At 71.5% G+C, this 14,796-nt stretch carries 16 protein-coding genes and 1 pseudogene; 10 read left to right on the top strand and 7 right to left on the bottom strand.

Annotation, left to right across the window (positions count from 1 at the left end):
- Positions 1-72 precede the first annotated feature (72 nt).
- Entirely contained in the window at positions 73-360 is a 288-nt protein-coding gene (locus E6P78_RS06625) for a hypothetical protein (protein ID WP_136202555.1), read from the bottom strand.
- A gap of 244 nt (positions 361-604) precedes the next feature.
- Here E6P78_RS06625 and E6P78_RS06620 point away from each other — a divergent pair, with 244 nt between their 5' ends.
- The 4 genes from E6P78_RS06620 (at position 605) to E6P78_RS06605 (ending at position 4,879) form a co-directional block, all read left to right on the top strand.
- Entirely contained in the window at positions 605-1,360 is a 756-nt protein-coding gene (locus E6P78_RS06620) for a (5-formylfuran-3-yl)methyl phosphate synthase (RefSeq protein WP_136202554.1), read from the top strand.
- 8 nt (positions 1,361-1,368) lie between these two features.
- Positions 1,369-2,781 carry an aldehyde dehydrogenase family protein gene (locus E6P78_RS06615; protein ID WP_136202553.1) on the top strand — a complete coding sequence of 471 codons (1,413 nt, stop codon included), beginning with the start codon at positions 1,369-1,371 and terminating at the stop codon, positions 2,779-2,781.
- Positions 2,778-3,890 (top strand): NAD(P)-dependent alcohol dehydrogenase, encoded by a 1,113-nt coding sequence (locus tag E6P78_RS06610; protein ID WP_136202552.1) that lies wholly within the window; start codon positions 2,778-2,780, stop codon positions 3,888-3,890. The genes E6P78_RS06615 and E6P78_RS06610 overlap by 4 nt, the downstream gene beginning before the upstream one ends.
- A gap of 113 nt (positions 3,891-4,003) precedes the next feature.
- Positions 4,004-4,879, top strand: a complete 876-nt coding sequence (locus tag E6P78_RS06605; RefSeq protein ID WP_240799090.1) for a class I SAM-dependent methyltransferase — start codon at positions 4,004-4,006, stop codon at positions 4,877-4,879.
- A 58-nt stretch (positions 4,880-4,937) separates the two neighbouring features.
- Here E6P78_RS06605 and E6P78_RS06600 read toward each other — a convergent pair whose 3' ends face one another.
- Positions 4,938-5,441 (bottom strand): GNAT family N-acetyltransferase, encoded by a 504-nt coding sequence (locus E6P78_RS06600; RefSeq protein WP_136202550.1) that lies wholly within the window; start codon positions 5,439-5,441, stop codon positions 4,938-4,940.
- A 58-nt stretch (positions 5,442-5,499) separates the two neighbouring features.
- Positions 5,500-5,877: pseudogene (locus tag E6P78_RS06595) on the bottom strand (transcriptional regulator); the annotation flags it as partial.
- A gap of 24 nt (positions 5,878-5,901) precedes the next feature.
- On the opposite strand from E6P78_RS06595, the gene E6P78_RS06590 reads away from it, so the two are divergent.
- Together E6P78_RS06590 and E6P78_RS06585 are read left to right on the top strand one after the other, a co-directional pair.
- Positions 5,902-6,954, top strand: coding sequence for a zinc-dependent alcohol dehydrogenase family protein (locus E6P78_RS06590; RefSeq protein WP_206307738.1), 1,053 nt, complete (start codon positions 5,902-5,904; stop codon positions 6,952-6,954).
- 53 nt (positions 6,955-7,007) lie between these two features.
- On the top strand, positions 7,008-7,421 hold the full coding sequence (locus E6P78_RS06585; RefSeq protein ID WP_136202548.1) for a cupin domain-containing protein: 414 nt from the start codon (positions 7,008-7,010) through the stop codon (positions 7,419-7,421).
- Between the two features lie 28 nt (positions 7,422-7,449).
- Here the strand turns inward: E6P78_RS06585 and E6P78_RS06580 are convergent, their stop codons facing one another.
- Both E6P78_RS06580 and E6P78_RS06575 read right to left on the bottom strand, forming a co-directional pair.
- Complete coding sequence (locus E6P78_RS06580) at positions 7,450-8,244, bottom strand: SDR family oxidoreductase (protein WP_136202547.1); 795 nt, start codon at positions 8,242-8,244, stop codon at positions 7,450-7,452.
- A gap of 95 nt (positions 8,245-8,339) precedes the next feature.
- Positions 8,340-8,798 (bottom strand): aldo/keto reductase, encoded by a 459-nt coding sequence (locus E6P78_RS06575; protein ID WP_240799086.1) that lies wholly within the window; start codon positions 8,796-8,798, stop codon positions 8,340-8,342.
- 231 nt (positions 8,799-9,029) lie between these two features.
- Here E6P78_RS06575 and E6P78_RS06570 point away from each other — a divergent pair, with 231 nt between their 5' ends.
- Both E6P78_RS06570 and E6P78_RS06565 read left to right on the top strand, forming a co-directional pair.
- A complete protein-coding gene (locus E6P78_RS06570; RefSeq protein WP_136202546.1) occupies positions 9,030-9,725 on the top strand; it encodes a TetR/AcrR family transcriptional regulator in 696 nt (231 codons plus the stop codon).
- 145 nt (positions 9,726-9,870) lie between these two features.
- Complete coding sequence (locus E6P78_RS06565) at positions 9,871-11,022, top strand: NAD(P)/FAD-dependent oxidoreductase (protein WP_136202545.1); 1,152 nt, start codon at positions 9,871-9,873, stop codon at positions 11,020-11,022.
- Positions 11,023-11,258: 236 nt separating this feature from the next.
- Here E6P78_RS06565 and E6P78_RS06560 read toward each other — a convergent pair whose 3' ends face one another.
- Positions 11,259-12,128 (bottom strand): class I SAM-dependent methyltransferase, encoded by an 870-nt coding sequence (locus tag E6P78_RS06560; RefSeq protein ID WP_276607206.1) that lies wholly within the window; start codon positions 12,126-12,128, stop codon positions 11,259-11,261.
- A gap of 191 nt (positions 12,129-12,319) precedes the next feature.
- Between E6P78_RS06560 and E6P78_RS06555 the strand changes: the two genes are divergently transcribed.
- Positions 12,320-13,120 carry a GNAT family N-acetyltransferase gene (locus tag E6P78_RS06555; RefSeq protein ID WP_136202544.1) on the top strand — a complete coding sequence of 267 codons (801 nt, stop codon included), beginning with the start codon at positions 12,320-12,322 and terminating at the stop codon, positions 13,118-13,120.
- A 58-nt stretch (positions 13,121-13,178) separates the two neighbouring features.
- Here the strand turns inward: E6P78_RS06555 and E6P78_RS06550 are convergent, their stop codons facing one another.
- Entirely contained in the window at positions 13,179-13,625 is a 447-nt protein-coding gene (locus E6P78_RS06550; RefSeq protein ID WP_240799085.1) for a TetR family transcriptional regulator, read from the bottom strand.
- A gap of 54 nt (positions 13,626-13,679) precedes the next feature.
- On the opposite strand from E6P78_RS06550, the gene E6P78_RS06545 reads away from it, so the two are divergent.
- A complete protein-coding gene (locus tag E6P78_RS06545; RefSeq protein ID WP_136202542.1) occupies positions 13,680-14,750 on the top strand; it encodes an alpha/beta hydrolase in 1,071 nt (356 codons plus the stop codon).
- The last annotated feature ends 46 nt before the right edge of the window (positions 14,751-14,796 follow it).

Raw genomic sequence — 14,796 nt, 5'->3', positions numbered from 1 at the left:
GGGCGGTGGTCGGCAAGGTGCCCCCGCGAGCCAACGGTTCGCGGGGGCACCTTGCTCGCGGCGTGGTGGCGGTCAGCCGAGACCTCGGTGGTCGGCCCACATCTCACCGGCGCGGCTTGCGGCGCCGGCGACCAGGGCCGCCAGCCCGGGCCGGTCCGGCACCGGGAACGAGACGTACGCACCCCGGCCGCCCTCCACCGGTCGGCCGTAGGCCTTCGCGGCGAGGTGACCGTCGGGGAGGAGCCGAACGTTGAGGGTGGTCAGCTGGAACGCCGCACCGCGTCGGGTATCCGTCCAGCGGAGTGCCTCCGGGATCGTGATGTTGATCGCCAACGCACTCACTTCCAGGTCGCTGCTCATGGACGGATGATCCCACGCGGGTCGCGGGAGACGGCCTCCCGGAGGGGATCACGTCTTCGATCGGTGGCCCGGTTCGCGCCGGGGCGCGCGGCGCGTTACCCCTGGGGCAAATGCTCCACAGGGGCTTCGCACGCCCTACCGGAGCCCACACGGCAGTGGAAATGATGAGCACACCGCACGTGAATCAGGTGATCCGCACCCCCTGCCCTTCGGTCAGGCGGACATGCGGCGGAAGGAGCCCAAGGTGTTGCTTCTCATCTCTCCGGACAGCGTCGAGGAAGCCCTCGAATGTGCGAAGGCCGCGGAGTATCTCGACATCGTCGACGTGAAGAAGCCCGACGAGGGATCGCTCGGCGCCAACTTTCCCTGGGTCATCAGAGAGATCCGTGACGCCGTCCCGGCCGACAAGCCGGTGTCCGCGACCGTGGGGGACGTCCCGTACAAGCCCGGCACGGTGGCTCAGGCGGCGCTCGGCGCGGTCGTCTCCGGAGCCACGTACATCAAGGTCGGTCTCTACGGGTGCACGACGCCCGATCAGGGCATCGAGGTCATGCGCGCGGTCGTGCGGGCGGTGAAGGATCACCGGCCCGAAGCGCTCGTCGTCGCCTCGGGGTATGCCGACGCCCACCGGATAGGCTGCGTCAACCCGCTCGCCCTTCCCGACATCGCCGCCCGGTCCGGCGCCGACGCGGCCATGCTCGACACCGCCATCAAGGACGGGACGCGGCTGTTCGACCACGTTCCGCCGGACGTCTGTGCCGAGTTCGTGCGGCTGGCCCACTCCTCCGGTCTGCTGGCCGCCCTCGCGGGCAGTGTCAAACAGGCCGACCTCGCTCCGCTGACCCGGATCGGGACGGACATCGTGGGCGTGCGCGGAGCGGTCTGCGAGGGCGGCGACCGCAATGCGGGAAGGATTCAGCCCCATCTGGTGGCCGCTTTCCGGGCGGAAATGGACCGGCAGGCCCGGGAGCACTCGGCCGGCGCTCCCGTCGTGAGCTGACCGCCGGCATGCCGACTTCCGATCCGGATGGTTCCGGCCGCGTTCCCGGACGCGGGTCCGCGCACTTTCCTGTCGTCGACCCGGCCACCGGGGAGACCATCGGCGAGGCCCCCGATCAGCGGCCGGACGAGCTGGACGCCGTGGTCGACCGAGCCCACCGGGCCTGGCACGGGTGGCGTGCCGACGCCGCCGCGCGGACCGGCGCGTTGCTCCGGGCGGCCGAGGCCGTGGAGGCGGCCGGCGACGACCTCGCCCGGCTGCTCACCCGGGAGCAGGGCAAGCCGCTGGCCGAGTCGTACGCGGAGATCGCGCGTACGGCGGCCCGGCTGCGCTACTTCGCGGACCTGGTCCCGAGGACGCGGCGGATCAGCGACGGCCGGCCCGTGCGCAGCGAGGTCCGCTGGCGTCCCCTCGGGCCCGTCGCGGCGATCGTGCCGTGGAACTTCCCCCTCCAGCTCGCGGCGGCGAAGTTCGCTCCCGCGCTCGCGGCGGGCAACACCGTCGTCCTCAAACCGTCCCCGTTCACCCCTCTCGCCACCCGGCTGCTGGGTTCCGTCCTCGCCACCGCGCTGCCCGAGGACGTACTGACCGTCGTCACCGGCCGTGAACCGCTCGGTGCCCGCCTCGCGTCCCACCCGGGCATCCGGCACGTCACCTTCACCGGCTCGGTGGCCACCGGTCGGGCCGTCGCCGCAGGGGCGGCGGCGTCACTCGCCCGGGTCACTCTGGAGCTGGGCGGCAACGACGCCGCCGTTCTCCTGGACGACGTCGATGTGGAACGGATCGCGGACCGGTTGTTCTGGGCCGCGTTCCGCAACTGCGGGCAGGTCTGCATGGCGGTCAAACGCGTGTACGTCCCGGCCCGGCTCCACACCGACGTGGTCGAAGCGCTCGCCCAGCGGGCGAAAGCGGTTGTCGTCGGGAACGGTCTGGACCCGGCCACCCGGCTCGGCCCGGTCAACAACGCTCCTCAGCTGGCCCGGGTCGAGCAGGTCACGCGGCAGGCCGTGGCGGACGGGGCCCGGGCGGCAGCCGGCGGCCACCGGCTGGACGGTCCGGGCCACTTCTTCGCTCCCACCATCCTCACCGACGTCTTACCCGGCAGTGCGGTGGTGACCGAGGAACAGTTCGGGCCCGTCCTGCCCGTGCTGCCGTACCGGAGCCTCGACGAAGCCGTCGCCGCGGCCAACGCCACCGGCTTCGGGCTGGGCGGCTCCGTGTGGGGCACCGATCCCGACCGGGCCGAGGCGGTGGCCGACCGGCTCGAATGCGGCACGGCCTGGATCAACCACCATGCCGAGCTGTCCCTCGCCCAGCCCTTCGCCGGCGTCAAGAACAGCGGTGTCGGCGTCGCGGGCGGGCCCTGGGGGCTGTACGGCAACCTCCGCCCGTTCGTCGTCCACCGCCCGGAGGAAGCATGACGACGCGTTTCCGGGCGGCCGTGCTGCGCTCGTACGAGGACCCGTTCGCGGTCGAGGAGGTGGCTCTGAACACGGAGCCCGCCGTCGGTGAGGTCCTGGTCGAGATCGCGGGCTGCGGGATGTGCCGCACCGACCTGGCGGTCCGGCGGTCGGCCGGTCGCAGCCCGTTGCCGGCGGTGCTCGGTCACGAGGGGGCCGGGGTCGTGGTGCGGACGGGCGGCGGCCCGGATACCTCGATCGGCGTCGGTGACCACGTCGTGCTGAGCTTCGACTCCTGCGGGCACTGCCAGAACTGCCGGGGCGCCGCCCCCGCCTACTGCGACTCCTTCGCCTCGCTCAATCTCTTCGGGGGGCGCGGGGAGGGCGCGCCCCGGCTCACCGATGCGGCCGGGAAGGCGCTGGCCCCGCGGTGGTTCGGCCAGTCCTCGTTCGCCGAGTACGCGCTCGTCCCGGCCCGCAACGCCGTCCGGGTCGACCCCGCGCTGCCCGTCGAACTGCTCGGGCCCCTCGGCTGCGGCTTCCTCACCGGGGCCGGCGCCGTGCTGAACACCTTCCGTGCCGGACCCGGTGACACCCTGGTCGTCTTCGGCGCGGGGGCGGTGGGGCTGGCCGCTGTGATGGCGGCCGGTGCCTGCGGTGTGCCGGCCGTGGCCGTGGACCGGCATCCGCAACGGCTCGCCCTGGCGAAACGGTTCGGCGCGATTCCGCTGCCCGCCGATACGGTCGGGCTGCCCGAGCAGATCCGGCGGCTGACCGACGGTGGCGCGCAGTACGCGCTGGACACGACGGCGTCGCCGCCGCTCATCAACGACGCGCTCCGGGCCCTGCGCCCCACCGGCAGCCTCGGCCTGGTCGCGAGGCTCCACACCGCGCTGCCGCTCGAACCGGGCACGCTGGACCGGGGCCGCAGCATCCGCCACATCTGCGAAGGGGATGCCGTACCAGCGCTGCTGATACCGGTGCTGACCGGGTTGTGGCAGGCCGGGCGTTTCCCCTTCGACCAGCTGATCCGTACGTATCCGCTGGCCGACATCAACGAGGCCGAACGCGACTGCGACGCGGGCCGCGTGGTCAAACCCGTCCTGCTCCCGGAGGGAAGAAACCGATGAACGAGGCAAGCAGCACCACGGACTCACCGCATCCGAACGGCGGACAGCTCGCGGCCCCCGTGCCGGGCCGGGGCACAGACATCGCCGGCGGTACGGCACCGCAGGACCCGGACGTGGGAGGCGTGGACGGGGGCGTGGGGCTGACCGCGCTCCTGGTGGCCGCGGCGCGGGCGATCGAGACCCATCGGCACGACAGCCTGGCCAGGGACGTCTACGCGGAACACTTCGTGCGCGCCGCGCCGGCGTGCGCGGACTGGCCGGTGCGCATCGAGCAGGTCCCGGACGGGGACCGTAACGCGTTGTGGGGGCGGTTCGCCCGCTACTTCGGCCTCCGTACCAGGGTCCTGGACGACTTCCTCCTCGGGGCCGTCGGCACGGGCGCCCGTCAAGTGGTCCTGCTGGGAGCGGGGTTGGACACGCGGGCCTTCCGGCTGGACTGGCCGTCCGACTGCGCGGTCTTCGAGATGGACCGGGCGGGCGTACTGGCCTTCAAGCACCGGGTGCTCACGGGTCTGTCGGCCGCTCCGAAGGTGAAGCGTGTGCCCGTTCCGGTCGATCTGCGCGCCGACTGGGTGACCGCGCTGACCTCGGCCGGCTTCGACCCGGCCGCACCGAGCGTCTGGCTGGCCGAGGGCCTGCTCTTCTACCTGCCGAGCACCGTCGAGACGTACCTCGTCGACGCCGTGGACCGGCTGACCGCGGAAGGCAGCGCACTGGCCTTCGAGGCCAAGGTGGAGGCGGACCTGCTGGCCTACCGCGACAGCGCCATCTACACGGCGACGCGGGAGGAGATCGGCATCGACCTGCTGCATCTCTTCGACAAGGGACCGCGGCCCGACTCCGCGGGCGACCTGGCGGCCAGGGGCTGGTCCACCTCGACGCACACCCCGTTCGACTTCACCCGCGAGCACGGACGCGGCCCGCTTCCCGAGCCGAACGACGCACTGGAGGGGAACCGCTGGGTCTTCGCGCACAAGCGCCGGCGGTGACATCCCTTGTGTTCACGTAGGTGCGGGGCCGGGCTGCGACCGGCCCCGCACCTTCATGTCACGGCAACGCCCGTGTGAGCCAGGCGACTTCACCACTGTCCTCGGTGGAAACGTGGTCCCGTTCGAAGCCGAGCTTCTCCAGGACACGGAGCGAGGGTGTGTTCCAGGTGCCGACGGTCGACCAGAGCCGTTTCCGCCCGGTCGCGGCAGCGGCTTCGAGTACGGCTGCGGCCGCCTCGGTGGCGTAGCCGCGCCCATGCACCCGCTGGAACAGCTCATAGGCGATTTCTGGCTCGTCCAGGGTGGAGCGGCCGATGATCAGGCCGCAGTAGCCGATGAAGTCGCCCTCGTCGCGGCGCTGGATGGGCAGCAGGGCGATTCCGGTGTTCTCCGTCGCGGTGAGCAGTTCCGTGATGGACGTCCGGATGCGCTCGACCGCCGGTGTCCCCTCGCCGCGTTCGGAAAGGAGGGCGCTGAACTCCGCGGCGTCCGCCTCGGCCCACGGCCGCAGTGTCAGCCGCTCGGTTCGGAGATGGAAGGGCATCGTCTCGTACGTGGGCATGCCTCTACTGTGCCCCACGGTTTTTCGGGCGCCGCTGGTGCCCTGTTCACCGACGGAGTCAGCTCGTCGTGGGTTGCTGCGCCGGCGACGGGCCCTCGTGGGTGGCCGCCCAAGAGGCGAGCAGGCGCAGTGATTCCTCGGAGGCCGAGCCGGGCTCGGCGGCGTAGACGGTCAGGGTGAGTCCGGGCTCGGCGGCCATCTCCAGGCCCTCGAAGGCGAGCGTGAGCTCCCCGACGACGTCGTGGTGGAAGCGCTTCGTGCCGGTCCCGTGGTGGCGGACGTTGTGGGCACCCCACCTGATGCGGAACTCCTCGCTGCGGGTGGACAGCTCACCGACGAGGTCGTGCAGGTCCTTGTCGTACGGGTTGCGGCCGGCCTCGGTGCGTAGGAGGGCGACCGCCACGTCGGCGAACATTTCCCAGTCGGGGTAGAAGCGAGCCTACGCCGGGCCCGAAACCGCATGCAGCGGCCGCCACCGTACGTAAGGAAGCCCTCTCAGCGCGGAGCAGTGATTCACGCCCCCGGCGATGTGCGCCTGGAGAACGTGGACGAAGCGAAGATCGTCAAGCCGACCGATGCGGTCATCCGGACAGCCGTGACCTGTGTGTGCGGCTCGGACCTGTGGCCGTATCGCGGAGCGGAGCCGGTCGATGGCCCGCACCCGATGGGGCACGAGTACGTCGGTTTCGTGGAGGAGGTCGGATCGGAGGTGACCTCGGTCAGGCCGGGGCAGTTCGTGGTCGGGTCGTTCGCGACCTCGGACAACACGTGTGCACATTGCCGCAGCGGCTTCCCGTCGCACTGCCGGAACCGCGAGTTCATGAGCACCTGCCAGGCCGAGTACGTGCGCGTCCCCAACGCCCAGGGCACCCTGGTCGCCGCAGGTGAGGTGCCGGGCGAGGAGTTCTGGCCGGGACTGCTGGCCGTTTCCGATGTCATGGGCACCGGGTGGTGGGCCGCGGATGCCGCCGAGGTGGGGCCGGGCTCCACCGCCGTCGTCGTCGGTGACGGCGCGGTCGGCCTGTGCGCGGTGATCGCGGCCAAGGAGATGGGCGCGGAGCGCATCATCGCCATGTCGCGGCACGAGAGCCGGCAGAAGCTGGCGGTGGAGTTCGGTGCCACTGACATCGTCACCGAGCGGGGCGAGGAGGGTGTCGCCCGGATCGAGGAGCTGACCGGTGGCGTCGGCGCGGACAGCGTGCTGGAGTGCGTCGGTACCGCCGAGGCCATGCGGCAGGCACTGCACTCGGCGCGGCCGGGCGGCAACGTCGGTTTCGTCGGCGTCCCGCACGAGGTCGCCGTCGACGGGCAGGAGCTGTTCTTCTCCCACGTCGGGCTGCGCGGCGGCCCCGCCCCCGTGCGCCGGTATCTGCCCGACCTGATCGACCGCGTCCTGACCGGGGCCATCGACCCGGGCAAGGTCTTCGACCTCACCCTGCCGCTGGACCAGGTCGCGGAGGGCTACCGGGCCATGGACGAGCGCCGGGCGATCAAGGTGCTCCTCAGGCCGTGAGGGGTCCGGGACGCGGCACACCGTTGTTCGAATCGAGAGGAAGCGCAAGCGCAATGGAATTCATCACGTCACAACCCACCAGCAAGGCTCCGGCGGACTGGTTCACCGGTGATGTGTGGTGGGACGTCATCATGGCCGGCAGCGAGCCCTCCAGGATGCGGGCGAACCTCGTTCGCTTCTCCCCCGGCGCCCGCACCCACTGGCACTCGCACGCCCTGGGGCAGACCCTGCATGTGCTCTCGGGCGTCGCCCTGATCGGCACGCGCGACGGCACCGTCTTCGAGGCCCGCGCGGGCGAGACCGTGAGCTGTCCGCCCGGTGAAGAGCACTGGCACGGTGCCGCCCCCGACCGCTTCATGGAGCACATCGCGCTGTGGGAGGGCACCGGCGACGACACCCCTGAAACCCGGTGGGCCGAGGCTGTCACCGACGCGCGGTACAACGGCGTCCGCAGCCGGAAACCGTAAACCCCCGGGGCCGCACGGTGAGGTGTGCTCAGGGGAGGATGGAGTCGACGTAGCCGCCGTCGACGCGTAGGGCGCCGCCGGTGGTGGCGGAGGCGTGCGGCGAGGCGAGGTAGACGACCATGTTGGCGATCTCCTCCGGCTCGATCAGGCGTTGCAGCAGGGACTGGGGCCGGTGCCTGACCATGAACTCGTGCTGGGCCTCGTCCCAGGGGAGTTCGGCGCCGACGAGTTCGCGCACGAAGTCCTCCACGCCTCCGGTGTGGGTGGGGCCCGCGATCACGGAGTTCACGGTGACACCGCTACCGGCCGCGTCCTTGGCGAAGCCGCGGGAGACCGCGAGCAGCGATGTCTTCGTCATGCCGTAGTGGATCATCTCGGCGGGGATGGCGACGGCCGAGTCGCTGGCGATGTTGACCACGCGCCCCCAGCCGCGCTTCTTCATACCCGCCAGATAGGCCCGGATGAGCCGGATGGCGGAGAGGACGTTGACCTCGAAGTAGCGGAGCCACTCGGCGTCGTCGATCTCCAGTGGGGAGGCGGCCCCGAAGATGCCGAGGCTGTTGACCAGGATGTCCACCGCGGGGGTGGTCCCCAGGACGGCGGCCGCGCCTTCCTCGGTCGCCAGGTCGCCCGCAGCGCCGGTGACCTCGTCGCTCCTCGACGCGGCGCGCACGGCGTGGACGGCCTGGGCGACTCGCTCCTGGCTGCGGCCGTTGACGACGACATGCGCGCCCGCGCCTGCCAGCCCGACGGCGATGGCCTGGCCGATGCCCTGCGTGGAGCCGGTGACCAGAGCGGTGCGGCCGGAGAGGTCGATCTGCATGGGGGGCTCCTCGTGCCTTGTGGTGCGGTGTCGATGCTGCGGTCATGGGCCGTCCGTGGCACCCGTCCGGCCGGACGGGCGCCACCTGGTACGGGTCAGTTGAGGGTGTCGGGGTCCGGCCGGTGCGCTGGCCCCGGTCGAGGCCGGCGAGAGCGGCCAGATCGGTGTCGGTGAGCTCGAATCCGAAGAAGTCGAGGTTCTGCCGGGTGCGGGCGGGGGGTGACGGACTTGGGGATCACGATGTTGCCCGTCTGCAAGTGCCAGCGCAGCACGACCTGCGCCGGGGTTACGCCGTTGGCCTGAGCGGTGGAGGTGACCGCCTCGTCTCCCAGCACCGCGCCCTGGGCCGGCCGGGGTGATGTCGGTGTGCTCCATGAGCCGCCGCAGGTGGGGATCTGGAAGTTGGAGACGCCGATGGCACGGGCACGGCCGTCGGCGAGGATCTTCTCCAGTGCCTTGTACCTCTTCACGTACAGGTCGCGGGCCGGGGTCGGCCAGTGGATGAGGTTGAGGTCGACGTGGTCCAGGCCGAGGTTGGCCAGGGAGGCGGTCATGGGGGTGGCCCTTTCGTGGTGGTGCTGTGCTCTGCGGGCGGCGGCCCCAGGCGGCCGACGGCGGAGGCCTCCCCGGTGGGCTTGGAGGTACGGAGCAGCGTGCATACATAAATGCACGCGCGCCCTACCTGCCTTAGCAATACTTGCATACACCCACTAAAGCGATATGGTGGTATCCCGCGCCCGCACACCGCGCCCCGACACGACGAGCGCGGTCGTTACGATCGGCACGTGACCAGCAAGCGAGAACCGATCAGCCGCCGCGAACGCCCCGCCAAGCCCGCCCTGTCCCGGCAGGGCATCGTCGACACCGCCGTGCGGGTCATGCGGTCGGACGGGCTGGAGAAGGTGACCATGCGACGGCTGGCACAGGAGCTGGACACCGGTCCGGCCTCGCTGTACGTCTACGTCACCAACACCGCCGAGCTGCACGCGGCCGTCCTGGACGCACTCCTCGGCGAGGTGCACCTGCCCGCCTTGGACACCGGAAGCAACTGGCGCGGGCAGCTCGTCGCCGTACTCACCTCGTACACCCACCTGCTGGCCGCACACCCGCAGCTGGCCCGGTCCGCCCTGGTGGCGCGGCCCAGCGGGGAGCACTACCTCGGCCTGGTCGAGCGGGTACTGCTCCTGCTCTCCCGCGGCGGAGCCTCCCAGGGACAGGCCGCCTGGGGGGTCGACTCGCTGCTGCAGTACGCGACGGCCACCGCCGCGGAACACGCCGCGCAGGAGCGGGACCCCAGGAGCGAGGACGACTGGGACGCGCTGACGCGGGCCGTTCACGACGTCGACGAGGCGGCCCACCCGATGATCAAGGCACACCTTCCGGAGCTGCGGGCCGGCACGGAGGATGCCCGACTGGCCTGGGGATTCGACGTCGTGATCAACGGCATCACGCAAACACCGCTTCCGGGCACCGAGGGCTGAGTCAGCAGCCACTGCGCGGCACCACGCCTCCGTGACACCATGAACGAACTTGTTCGTTCCGAACGCGTTCGTTACGGTGGTGAGGTGAACGGCCCGACACTGCCGCGCACAACGTGACGTGTCCCCTCACCTCCAGGAGCACCCGATGAGCACTCACAGCACTCACCACCCCATCGCGATCATCGGCGCGGGCCTCGGTGGTCTCACCGCTGCCCGCGTACTCCATGTCCACGGCATCGAGGCCGCCGTCTTCGAGCTGGAGGCGTCGTCCGCGGCCCGCACTCAGGGCGGCATGCTCGACATCCACGAGGAGAACGGGCAGAAGGCCCTGCAGGCCGCCGGTCTCCACGACGGCTTCCGCGCGATCGTCCACGAGGGCGGACAGGCCATGCGGCTGCTCGGCCCCGACGGCACCGTCCACGTCTCGGAGGAGGACGACGGCGACGGCGGCCGCCCCGAGGTGGACCGCGGCGACCTGCGCGACCTGCTCCTCGACTCACTGCCCGACGGCACGATCCGCTGGGGCAGGAAGGTCACCGCCGCCCGCGCGCTGGGCGACGGCCGCCACGAGGTGACGTTCGCCGACGGTTCCGCCGTCACCACCGACCTGCTGATCGGTGGTGACGGTGCCTGGTCGCGCGTACGGCCGCTGGTCTCGGACGCACGGCCCGCCTACACCGGGATCTCCTTCGTGGAGTGCGATCTGCTGGAGGCGGACACCCGTCACCCGCGCAGCGCGGCCGTCATCGGCGGCGGGTTCTTCCTCTGCCTGGGCGACGAACGCGGCTTCCTCGCGCACCGGGAAACCGACGGCAGTCTGCACGTCTACGCCGCCCTCAGGGCGGACGAGGGCTGGCTCGACACGGTCGACTTCGGCGGCGACCCGGACACGGCCAAGGAAGCCGTGCTGTCCCGCTTCCAGGGCTGGGACGAGGGACTGCGGCGGCTGGTGGCGGACGCCGACACCCTCGCTCCGCGCCGCATCCACGCCCTGCCGGTGGGCCACCGCTGGGACCGCACGCCGGGCGTGACGCTGCTCGGTGACGCCGCCCACCTGATGTCCCCCTTCGCCGGCGAAGGGGCCAACCTGGCCATGTTCGACGGAGCCGAACTCGCGCTGGCGGTCGCCGCCCGTCCCGGCGACATCGAGGCCGCGCTGTCCGCGTACGAGGAAGCGCTCTTCCCGCGCAGCGAAGCCTTTGCGACGGAGTCCGCCGGGAGCCTGGACATGATGTTCGGTCCACAGGGGCTGGACCGGATGGTGGCGTTCTTCACCGAGGGCCCGGCGACCCGGTAGCGTCCGCGGCGATCCGCTGCCTCCTTCAGTACCGTGCACAGCCGGGCGCGGCCTTCCGGCCACGCAGAGGCGGACCGGGGCCGTGCGCCTTCACATGAGGGCCGGCTCGAACCGCATCACCTTTTCTCGGCGGCCATGGTCAGGCAGCGGCGCGGGACGAAGGGCGGCCTCGCCGGAATGCCGGCGCCTACCCGGATCGGGGCCGCGAGTGGCCCCGCCTTCCGCCTGGGCCTGTTTCACCCTCGGGACGGTGCGGACGCGAAGATCCACTGGTTGGCGGCCAGCGTGTCGTTGGTCTGCGGGAGGGGGCCGCGGCCGTACTGCCGGGTGAAGTCGAACGGTGTGCGGGTGGTCGTGGCCCAGCCCCGGGCGGTGAGGCCGGCCGCCGAGTCGGGCCGGGGCTCGGGGTCGAACAGAGCGGACAGGTCGACGCCGATCCGTTCGCGTACGACCGTGTGCAGGGGATAGTCGGCGGCTGCGGCCGGCTTCGCGCCGTGCTTCACCTCGTAGGCCAGGGCGCTCCCCGCCGCGCTGTTCACGACGACGGTGTCGATCAGGGCGCGTTCCGCGGCGGGTGGCAGATACGGGATCAGCCCTTCGGCCACCCAGCTCGTGGGGCGCTTCGGATCGAACCCGGCCGCGATCAGCCGCTCGATCCAGCCGTGGCGCAGATCCGCTGCGAGCGGGTGGCGTTCGGCCGACGGTACGGCTCCCAGCCTGTCCAGGACGGTCCGTTTGAAGGCGAGGACCTCCGCCCGGTCGATCTCGAATACCGTGCAGCCGGGCGGCCACGCCAGCCGGTAGGCGCGGGAGTCGAGACCGGCGCCCAGGATGACGGCCTGCCGGGTTCCCGCCGCCGCCCGGTCCAGCAGGAAGTCGTCGAACACCCGGGTGCGCAGCGCGAAGAAGCGGCCCAGCCTGCCCCACAACGGGTCGGTGTCCCTCCCGGGCACCTGGTCCGGGTGGACGGGCCAGTCGGCGCTGGCGCTGGACGCGCGTACGAAGTGCTCGGCGTAGGTGTCGCGGGCCAGGGCGTCGGGGCGGCCGGCCTCGATGGCGCGCGCCGCGGCCACCATCAGGGCGGTCCGTCCGACGCCTTCGTCCACGTCGACGCCCCGGCCGGCGGCCCGGCTAATGTCTCGTCGTTCCTCATGTGCCACTCGGCATCCCCTCGAAAGGTGCACATGTTCACGAACCACCCCGCGAACCCCTGGACGGAATCTATGATCCCAGCGACAGCGGGCATCAGGCCGCATCCGGCCGGCTCTTTGTGCGCTCAATACATTCGGGAGTTGTGGTGGCGGATCTCGCGGAGTCGGTCGAATCAATGGAGCAACTCGCCGTGGGCTGGCGGGCCATGGTGCTCGACCGGGATGCGAACGCGGACGTGCGGGACCTGCCGGGGATCGCTGTTCGCTGGGCCGACTGCGGCTTCGCGTTCTGGAACTGCGTCACCCTGACCGATGTCGGCGCGGACGCGCGGCTCGTCGGTCAGCGTATGGGGCAGGCGGCGGACATCATGCGGGCGAAGAGGCAGCCGGGTTTCCTGTGGGTCTTCGAAGGGCTCCTCGACGAGGAGGGGCGTACGGCGCTGGACGAGGCGGCCGAGCGGGCCGGCCTCGCGTACGCCTTTCCCGGCACGGGCATGGCCGGAAACCTGTTCCCGCTTCCCGAACCGGTCCATCCCGAGCTGGAGTTCGTCCGTGTGAGCGATGACGAGCAACTGCTCGCCTACGCGGACCTCAACTCACACGCCTACGGGTTTCCTCCGGAGGCTGGCCGTGACGGGATCGCGGGCTCCTCGCTCTGGAAGAGCGGGGTACACGCCTACCTGGGGCTGCGGCAGGGCGTACCCGTGACGTGTGCCGCGACCGTGGAGGCGAAGGGGCGGCTCTTCGTGGTGCTCGTCGCCACCGATCCGCGGTGGGAACGGCGGGGATACGGGGAGGCGGTGACGCGCAAAGCGCTGTACGAGGGCGCCCGGGCCACCGGCCTGACCCGTGCCACGCTGCACGCGACCGCCGCGGGCGCGCCGGTGTATCCGCGGATCGGCTTCACCCCGAATTCGGCCATGCGCTTCTACGGCCTGAAGGAGTGAGGAATGACGTCGGCCCTCGGCCGGGCGCGCCGCCGGTCCGACCGCCTCCCGGGTGTGGTCAGGGGCGCAGTGCCTGGAGGGTCAGTGCGCCGTACCGGCGCCAGAGGGCGGGGTCCCGGTCGGCGATCTTGATCAGCTGGACGGCGAGGCCGCAGAGCACGATGCGCAGATCGAGCACCGAGGCGTCGTCCCGGACCTTTCCGGTGGCCTTGGCCGCCTCCATCAGTTCCGACAGCTGGATCAGCAGGCCGGAGCCGTTTCCGACGCCGGCGTCGGCGAGCACCTCCGCCAGCAGCCGGTCGCCGGCGAGCGCCTCGAAGAGGCGGAGCACATAGTCGGCGAACGCCCTGTACGGGTCGGCCTCTTGCAGCGCGGCGGCGGTCGCCCGCTCCAGCTCCGTCAGCCGGTGGTTCACGGCAGCCGCCACCAGGTCTTCCTTGGTGGGGTAGCTGCGGTAGACGGTCGCCTTGCCCACGGCGGCCCGTTCGGCGATTCCCCACCGCACGCCCACGCCCGCGCACGCGCGTTGCGGCGGTCCACCGCACGACGGAGGCTTCACATGATCAACAGGCGTACCTTCGGCAAGGCCGTCGGTCTCGGCACCGGCGCGGCGGCCGCTTCCATGGCCGCCGGGCTCCAGACAGCAGCGACCGCGTCGGCCGCACCTCGGACGGGAAGCGGGGCACCGGCGCCGGCCGTGCCCGCGACGGCTCCCGGAGCCCACACGTCCTTCGGCGAGCTGAAGCAGATCAGGGCCGGGCTGCTCAACGTCGGCTACGCCGAGGCGGGACCGGCTCACGGTCCCGTGGTCATCTGCCTGCACGGCTGGCCCTACGACATCCACAGCTACGTCGACGCCGCGCCCCTCCTCGCCGCCCAGGGGTACCGGGTGATCGTCCCCTACCTGCGCGGTCACGGCACGACGCGCTTCCTGTCCTCCCGTACCTTCCGCAACGCCCAGCAGTCGGCGGTCGCCCTGGACGTCCTCGCCCTCATGGACGCGCTCAAGATCGAGAAGGCCGTGCTGGCCGGCTTCGACTGGGGTTCGCGCACCGCCGACATCATGGCGGTCCTGTGGCCGGAGCGCGTCAAGGCGCTCGTATCGGTGAGCGGATACCTCATCACCGACGTGGAGGCCCAGAAGACGCCTCTGGCCCCGAAGGCCGAGCACGCGTGGTGGTACCAGTACTACTTCGCCACGGAGCGGGGCCGCAGCGCCATGGAGGATGCCAGGACCCGGCCCGAGCTGTGCCGGCTGGTCTGGGACACCGTGTCCCCCACCTGGGACTTCGACGACGCCACCTTCGCGCGCACGGCCGCGGCCTTCGAGAACCCGGACTACGCCGACATCGTGATCCACAACTACCGCTGGCGGCTCGGACTCGCCGACGGCGAGCGCCGCTACGACCGCTACGAACGGGTGCTGTTCACCATGCCGACCATCGCCGTCCCCACCATCACCCTCGACGCCGAGCTGGACCCGTTCGCGCCGGCGGATGACGGGGCCTCATACCGGCGCCAGTTCACAGGCCCGTACGACCATCGAACGCTGGCGGGCATCGGCCACAACCTGCCGCAGGAGGCACCCGCCGCCTTCGCCCGGGCCGTCGTCGACGTGGACCACTTCTGACTCGGAACGGGCCGGCCGCCGCGGCGACGCGCGGCGGCGGAAGGCG

Origin of the sequence: Streptomyces sp. A0958, assembly GCF_004795035.1 — a bacterium.
Taxonomy (GTDB): Bacteria; Actinomycetota; Actinomycetes; order Streptomycetales; family Streptomycetaceae; genus Streptomyces.
This window is presented reverse-complemented; position numbering and strand designations above follow the sequence as displayed.

What these genes read in the sequence shown, in the direction of transcription:
- E6P78_RS06615 (WP_136202553.1), top strand. Translation starts at nt 1,369, where the DNA reads ATGCCGACTTCCGATCCGGATGGTTCCGGCCGCGTTCCCGGACGCGGG.
- E6P78_RS06585 (WP_136202548.1), top strand. Translation starts at nt 7,008, where the DNA reads ATGGAATTCATCACGTCACAACCCACCAGCAAGGCTCCGGCGGACTGG.
- E6P78_RS06580 (WP_136202547.1), bottom strand. Translation starts at nt 8,244, where the DNA reads ATGCAGATCGACCTCTCCGGCCGCACCGCTCTGGTCACCGGCTCCACG.
- E6P78_RS06610 (WP_136202552.1), top strand. Translation starts at nt 2,778, where the DNA reads ATGACGACGCGTTTCCGGGCGGCCGTGCTGCGCTCGTACGAGGACCCG.
- E6P78_RS06545 (WP_136202542.1), top strand. Translation starts at nt 13,680, where the DNA reads ATGATCAACAGGCGTACCTTCGGCAAGGCCGTCGGTCTCGGCACCGGC.
- E6P78_RS06575 (WP_240799086.1), bottom strand. Translation starts at nt 8,798, where the DNA reads ATGACCGCCTCCCTGGCCAACCTCGGCCTGGACCACGTCGACCTCAAC.
- E6P78_RS06590 (WP_206307738.1), top strand. Translation starts at nt 5,902, where the DNA reads ATGCAGCGGCCGCCACCGTACGTAAGGAAGCCCTCTCAGCGCGGAGCA.
- E6P78_RS06600 (WP_136202550.1), bottom strand. Translation starts at nt 5,441, where the DNA reads ATGCCCACGTACGAGACGATGCCCTTCCATCTCCGAACCGAGCGGCTG.
- E6P78_RS06625 (WP_136202555.1), bottom strand. Translation starts at nt 360, where the DNA reads ATGAGCAGCGACCTGGAAGTGAGTGCGTTGGCGATCAACATCACGATC.
- E6P78_RS06565 (WP_136202545.1), top strand. Translation starts at nt 9,871, where the DNA reads ATGAGCACTCACAGCACTCACCACCCCATCGCGATCATCGGCGCGGGC.